Genomic DNA, 6,471 nt, shown 5'->3' with positions numbered 1-6,471 from the left:
ACGGTGTCGCCGCCGACCTCTTCGGCCGCAATCTCTTCGTCGGTCTGCTCGTCGACGTCGGGCAGGAGCAGTGCCCGCAGTCCACGCGACCAGCGCAGCGCGCTCTTACCGGCGGTGGCGTACCGCTCGTCGGTGAGCGGGCTGGCCTTGATACCGGTCACGTCCTTGCCGAACACGATCGCCGGCGGCGAGTGCGAGACCGGCACGCCGGGCAGGAAGTCCATGACGGCCTTGTTGAGGGCCTTGTACTTCTCCACCCGGGTCGCCATGTCGGCCGTGCTGTCCGCGTCCTTGAACTGGTCGAACAGGGCCTTGTTGGTGAAGCCCCACTCGTCCTTCGGCCGGTCGAAGAAGGTGCCGATGAAGTTGTAGGCGTCGCCGTAGTCACCGGTCCAGCCGAGGAAGTGCAGGTCGTGCTTGGTGCCGGAGGTGGTCGCGTTGAGGTAGTCCGGGCTCCACTTCAGCGGGATCGCCTGGACCGTGATGCCGACCGCCTTGAGGTCCGCCGAGAGCAGCTCGAAGAGGTCCTTCGGGTTCGGCATGTAGGGCCGGGTGACCTCGGTCGGGTAGTGGAACCGCAGCGTCAGGTTCGACGCGCCGGCCTCGGCCAGCAACTGCTTGGCCTTCTCCGGGTTGTAGTCGTACTTGGTGACGTCGCCGTTCCAGCCCTCGACGGTGTCCGGCATGAAGTTCACCGCGACCTTGGCGCCCGGGGGCAGCTTCGAGTCGACCAGCGCCTGTCGGTTCAGCGCGTGCGCGATGGCCTGCCGGACCTTGAGGTCGGCCAGCTTCGGGTTGCCCTTCTGGTTGATCCCCAGGTAGAGCACGTTGAACGCCGGGCGGGTGAGGACGTTGAAGCCCTCGTTCTTCAGCGGTTCGACGTCGGCCGGGCCGACCAGGTCGTACCCCTGGATGTCGCCGGAGCGCAGCGCCTGCTTGCGCGCGTTCTCGTCCGAGATGGTCTTGAAGATGATGGTCTTCAGCTTGGCCTTGTTGCCGTGGTAGTCGTCGTTGCGCTCGATGGTGAGCGTCTTGTTGGCGACGTCCCAGGACTTGAACTTGAACGGGCCGGTGCCGGTCGGGTGCGCCGTGGCGTACGCCGGGTACTTGATGTCCTCGGCGGTGCCGCCCACGTTGCTGGCGTCGTACTGCTGCAGCGCCTTGGGGCTGTGCATACCGAACGAGGGCAGCATCAGCGCGGCCGGGATCTTGCTGGTGACCCGGGTGAAGGCCAGGTCGACAGTGGTGGCGTCCTTGGCCGTGCAGGACTTGAAGAGGCTCGGCGGCAGGTCGGCGTTCTCGTTCTTGGCGAAGCCGCCCATGACGTCCTGCCAGTACGCGGTCACGTCGGGGCTCTGCATGAGACCCTTGGCGTTGTACCAGCGGTTGAAGTTGGCGCAGACGGCCTCGGCGTTGAAGTCGGTGCCGTCGTGGAACTTCACGCCGGAGCGGAGCTTGAAGGTCCACGTGGTGCCGGTGGCGTCCGGGGTCCAGGACTCGGCCAGGCCGGGGGTGACCTTGGTGCCGCCCTCCTCCGGACGGACCAGCGTCTCGAAGACCTGGCGTGCCACGCGCAGCGACTCGCCGTCGCTGGCGAAGCTCGGATCCAGCACCTTCGGGTCTCCGGCTACGCCGAACACCAGGGTGTCCTTCTTGCTCCCGCTGCTGTCTCCACGGTCGCTCTCGGCGCAGCCTGCTACCGCGAGGGCCGCGACCGCGACGGCCGCGATGGCGGCCTTCGGCCTGGGTGCACGCATGGTGCTTCACCTCGTCCTTGGGGTACGTCAATGTGGTGACGTGGTCACCGATGGCGGTGACCATAGCCCTCACGTCGACACGGCGGAAACTGCCCGGTGGACGGTTGGTACCGAATCGTATCCCAGCCAACAGCTGGCCTATGGATCGAAGGCCACAGCCACTCCCCGCCGAACGATCCAGCATCCACGATGCCAAACTGTTACGTCATACCTACCTGGGAAGGCCATGGGTGTCAGATCAGGAAGGCGCGGGTCGCGAACCTGCCCCTGGACAGATGGGCAGCCGTTCGACGGCCGCACGAGCTGCCCCCGCACCCAGGTCCCTGAAAGTCACCCGATGGCAGGCCAGCATCGTCGCCATGCCGAACGTCGTGGCGTAGCGCTCAGTGCCGTAGACGACCACCGACAGGGCCGGGGCACGGTGCACCTCCCGCACCTCCACGCGGTTGACCCCAGCGACCGCCGCCAGCCGCTCGTCGGTCGGCGCCAACTCACCGACCGCGATCACCGCGTCCGCGTACGCGTGCGCGTCACGGGTCAGGGCGGCTTCGGCCCGCGCCTCCTCCGCCCGGTTGTCCGCCGCCAGTCGCCGGCTCTCCACCTCGATGGCCACCAGGACACCCACCCCGGCCAGCAGCAGCCAAAGAGTCAGCACCGCCGGCGTCCAGGACATTGAGCCCCGCCGTCGCATCATCACAGGCCATCTCCCCCGGGCACCCTGGTGGGCCCGCGCTCGTCGCGCGGGCCCACCAGATCCCACTCAGTTGTAGCCCACTGCGGACAGCCGGGATGTCACCGCGCTGGAGTACGTCACCGCACCGGTGTCCTTGGGATGGAAGGAGGCACGGCTGATGCAGACGTTCAGCCCAGCGACGATCCAGCCCACGCAGGTGGCGTAGGTGTCGCCGTCCACCATCCGGAAGTCGCCCTCCCCCGCGGGACCGGCGACCACACCATTGATGTCGTCCGGCACAAGCACGTCGTGGTTGGTGTCGTACTTGCGACACGTACCGTGATCAAGCATGCCCTCGACCATGTCGGTGAACTGCACCCGCTTGCCGGCTACCCGGGCCGCGTCTGCGGTCGCGCGCTGGGCGTTTCGCATGTGCAGGGCCAACCGGTTCAGCATGTCCATCTCGGCACCCGTATAGCGGGCAAACACGCACGAGTCTTGGTGATAATCGGCAAAGATCCGGGGATAGCCGACCAGCATGACGGTGGCATTGGGCGCGCTGGCAGCCACCGCGTCGATCAGTCGGCGTACCTCGACCTGGGCATCGTCGATCCGTAGTCGGACCGTCTCCTCATAGCTGGCAGTGGCGCAGTTCTCCAGGGCGCACCGGGTCATCGTGCTGGGGGAAGCCCGCGTCGTTGCCACCGGCCGAGAGCAACACCAGCGTGGTATTGCCATCCAGGGCGCCGGACGCTATCTGGGACATTTCCCGGAACTGCCCCTCGGCCGCCCGGTGGTAGTCGCCGATGCTGCTTGGCGAGCTTTGCCAGTAGTACGGCGTCGCCGTGCTACGCATCTGCTCCGCCGTAGTCCCGGAGGGTTGTCGCAACCGATGTCGTCGTCCACCGGTGGTTTGGCGTCCGGCACGTCCAGCGGCGCGGTCAGTAACATCTTCCGGTCTGCCGGGTAGTTCGGGTTGGCGGGGTTGTTAACCCAGCCCACCCCCCAAGGCGCCGCCGGGCTCGCCGGAATCTGGCGGTAGAAGCCGGTGTTGTACGCCCAGATGGCGAACCACCAGTTCTCGATGTATCTCGGGTCGCCGTCGTTCGCGATCAGACCCGCACTACAGGTCTGATTCCACTTGTCCTGAAGAATGCGTAGGCCGGCCGCGATGCTTGTCGCGTAGTCCAGCGCCACCGCCTTCTGCTTCGTGTGGTCCCACCGCACTCCCGCAATCCACTGGCTCGTGTCGCTCTTCTTCATTCCGGAGGTCACCTGGCCGACGCCGTAGCCGCAGTCGGTCTTCGTCCAGTCGACGACCCGGTCCGATGAGCGGCGCCAGGAGGCACCGAGTCGCCGGTCGGGATCAAGGACACGGTCAGGACCGGCCGGTCGCGCCACCGAGCGTGGCGCGGGCGAGGCGAGCGTCGCGGAGGGATCAGGAATCGACGCACGGTGGCCCTTTCGGCGAAAGATGCGGGAGGCTCAGGATCGACGCGCGCATCACAACAACGCCATCGCCAGAGCATCATCCGCCCATCGCCTAACCGTGGCTCACACCGCGCGTCGCCCCTCGAAGGCGCGGCCGAGGGTGATCTCGTCGGCGTACTCCAGGTCGCCGCCGACCGGCAGTCCACTGGCGAGCCGGGTCACCGCGATCCCCATCGGCTTGACCATCAGCGCCAGGTACGTCGCGGTCGCCTCCCCCTCGGTGTTGGGGTCGGTGGCCAGGATCAGCTCCCGGACCGTCCCACTGCCGAGCCGCGCCATCAGCTCACGGACCCGCAGGTTGTCCGGCCCGATCCCCTCCAGCGGATTGATCGCTCCACCGAGCACGTGGTAGCGCCCCCGGAACTCACCGGTCCGCTCGATCGCCACCACGTCCTTCGGCTCCTCGACCACGCAGAGGACCTCGTCGGTACGACGCGGATCCCGGCAGATCCGGCACTGCTCCGACTCGGCGACGTTGTAGCAGGTGGTGCAGAACCGAACCAGATCCTTGACCTTGCGCAGCGCGCCGGCCAGCCGGTTGACGTCGGCCGGATCGGCCGACAGGACGTGGAACGCGATCCGCTGGGCGCTCTTCGGGCCGACACCCGGCAAGCGGCCCAGCTCGTCGATCAGATCCTGGATGGCGCCCTCGTACATCTGGCGACTCAGAACCCGGGCAGGCCGAGGCCGCCCATGCCGCCCGCGACCGGGCCCATCTTCTTCTCGGTCAGCTCCCGGGCCGCCTCGGCGGCGTTGTGCAGGGCGGCGAGCACCAGATCCTCCAGGGTCTCGACGTCCTCCGGGTCGACCGCCTTCGGATCGATCCTGATGGCCTTGATCTCACCGGCGCCGGAGACGGTCGCGGTGACCAGGCCACCGCCGGCGGTGCCGGTCAGCTCCGCCTCGGCCAGCTCGGCCTGGGCCTTGGCGATCTGCTGCTGCATCTTCTGCGCCTGCTTCAGCATCTGCTGCATGTTCGGCTGTCCACCTGGGCGCACGGATGACTCCCTCTCGCACTCGTCTGCTCGGCCGCGCCCAGCCTAGCCGGGGGGCGGCACCCGTCATCGTCGACCGGCACGCGCCTCAGCGCGCGTCGACCTCGTCGATCCGCTCGGCGCCGAACGCCTCCCGGAGCAACGCCACCGCCTGCTCCTCGCTGGACTGCCGGGCGGTCCGCTCGTCGATCACGTCGTCCAGCGGCTCGTCACCCGGGTCGAACCCCTCGTACGCCGGGGCCGCCGGCTCGGGACGGCCACCCCCGCGCAGCGGCCCGTCGTAGTCCGGGTCGTAGGGCGGCTCACCGGCCCAGTCCGCGTCAGCGGTCCGCCGCCCGGCCTGCGTGGGCCGCTGGCCCTTGTTGGCTGCCGCCGCCGCGGCGGCCGCCCGGGCCGCCGCGATCGCCCTGTTCACCGGGGCACCGGAGGCCGGTGGCGGCGTCGTCGCCGGCGCTGCCGGTTTCGGTACGGCCGAGGCCGGCGCGGCTGCCGCCGGCTTCGCTACGGCCGGCGCGGTCGTGGCGGGCGGCCGGGTCACCTCCGGCCGGTCGTCGGCCACCGCCGCTCCGGTCGCAGCGCCCCGAGGGCCCACCGTCGGGCCACCGGCTGCCACCGCTGTCCGGTCGGCGGCCACCGCCGTGCCACCGGGGCGGGCCGCCTCCGGCCAGTCGTCCCCGCCACCGGGACGTGCCGGTTCGGGCCACTCCTCGTCATCGGCGACACCGGGGGCATCGGCCGCCGGCGGACCGGGGAACCGGTGGCCGGTGCTGTGGGCGCGCGGGTCACCGCCGGCAGAGGTCGTCCGACTGCCGGCGGAAGACGTCGCGGTGCCGCCGGAGCCGGTCGGCTGACCGGACGCGGTGCCGGGCCCTGCCAAACCGGCGCCGGACCCACCCGCACCGCCGACCGGGCCGGCACCCGGGGTGCCCACGCCACCGGCCGAGCCGGCACCCGGGGTGCCCGCCGGACCGCCCGAGTTCGGCAGGCCGTCGCCGGCCGGGTCGGCCGGCCGGGGCGAGTCAGCCGGCCGGGCCGGAGACGCCGGACGGGCCGGGCCGCCGAGCGACACCCCGCCCCGCTCGCCGGCCACCTCGCAGCGGATCTGCCACCGGCCGCCAAGTTCCTCGTAGAGCGCGTCGGTCAACACCTGGGCGTGGTCGGACATCATCTTGGCCAGCACCGACGACTTCACCGTCAACACCAGCGCGTCGCCGTCCAGGTCACGGACCACGGCGTCACGCATCAACGCGGCGATCCGCTTGTTGCTCCGGTTGACCTTGCCGACCACCTCCGGCCAGACCCGGCGTACCGCGACGGCGTCCAGCGCGCCCGGCGCGGCCGAACCCGGACGGGGCGGCTCCGGGGTGGCCGGGTCGGGCAGCACCGCCGAGGCCGGCACGGGACGGCGGGCGGGAGCATCGACCACCGGGGCGGATCCGTCCGGAGACGGGTCGGCACCCGACGCGGGACGGGATTCGGCAGCCGCCGCGCGCGCGGCGGCCAGCCCGGACGGGGTGGCGGCAGCCGCCGGCGTGCCGGCGGTCTCCGGGTGGGG

The 6,471-nt window shown here is 70.3% G+C and carries 6 protein-coding genes and 1 pseudogene; all 7 read right to left on the bottom strand.

The genetic code is table 11. The features are described from left to right. Positions 1 to 1,757: ABC transporter substrate-binding protein (locus tag E1182_RS28355; RefSeq protein WP_243706467.1), on the bottom strand; the 1,757-nt coding region annotated here is incomplete at its 3' end. A gap of 238 nt (positions 1,758 to 1,995) precedes the next feature. Next, positions 1,996 to 2,430, bottom strand: coding sequence for a hypothetical protein (locus tag E1182_RS28350; RefSeq protein ID WP_132270799.1), 435 nt, complete (start codon positions 2,428 to 2,430; stop codon positions 1,996 to 1,998). An 87-nt stretch (positions 2,431 to 2,517) separates the two neighbouring features. Next, entirely contained in the window at positions 2,518 to 3,105 is a 588-nt protein-coding gene (locus E1182_RS28345) for a hypothetical protein (protein ID WP_132270798.1), read from the bottom strand. After that, the gene (locus tag E1182_RS28340) at positions 3,062 to 3,286 is read right to left on the bottom strand and encodes a hypothetical protein (RefSeq protein ID WP_132270797.1); all 225 of its coding nucleotides are present in this window, start codon (positions 3,284 to 3,286) and stop codon (positions 3,062 to 3,064) included. The genes E1182_RS28345 and E1182_RS28340 overlap by 44 nt, the downstream gene beginning before the upstream one ends. A gap of 698 nt (positions 3,287 to 3,984) precedes the next feature. Next, entirely contained in the window at positions 3,985 to 4,578 is a 594-nt protein-coding gene (gene recR / locus E1182_RS28335) for a recombination mediator RecR (RefSeq protein WP_132270796.1), read from the bottom strand. An 8-nt stretch (positions 4,579 to 4,586) separates the two neighbouring features. Next, positions 4,587 to 4,895: a YbaB/EbfC family nucleoid-associated protein gene (locus tag E1182_RS28330; protein WP_243706466.1), complete on the bottom strand. Its 309-nt coding sequence runs from the start codon at positions 4,893 to 4,895 to the stop codon at positions 4,587 to 4,589. Between the two features lie 109 nt (positions 4,896 to 5,004). Beyond that, positions 5,005 to 6,471: pseudogene (locus E1182_RS31375) on the bottom strand (DNA polymerase III subunit gamma and tau); the annotation flags it as partial.

Source organism: Micromonospora sp. KC721 (genome assembly GCF_004348355.1).
In the GTDB taxonomy this organism is placed as follows: Bacteria; Actinomycetota; Actinomycetes; order Mycobacteriales; family Micromonosporaceae; genus Micromonospora.
This window is presented reverse-complemented; position numbering and strand designations above follow the sequence as displayed.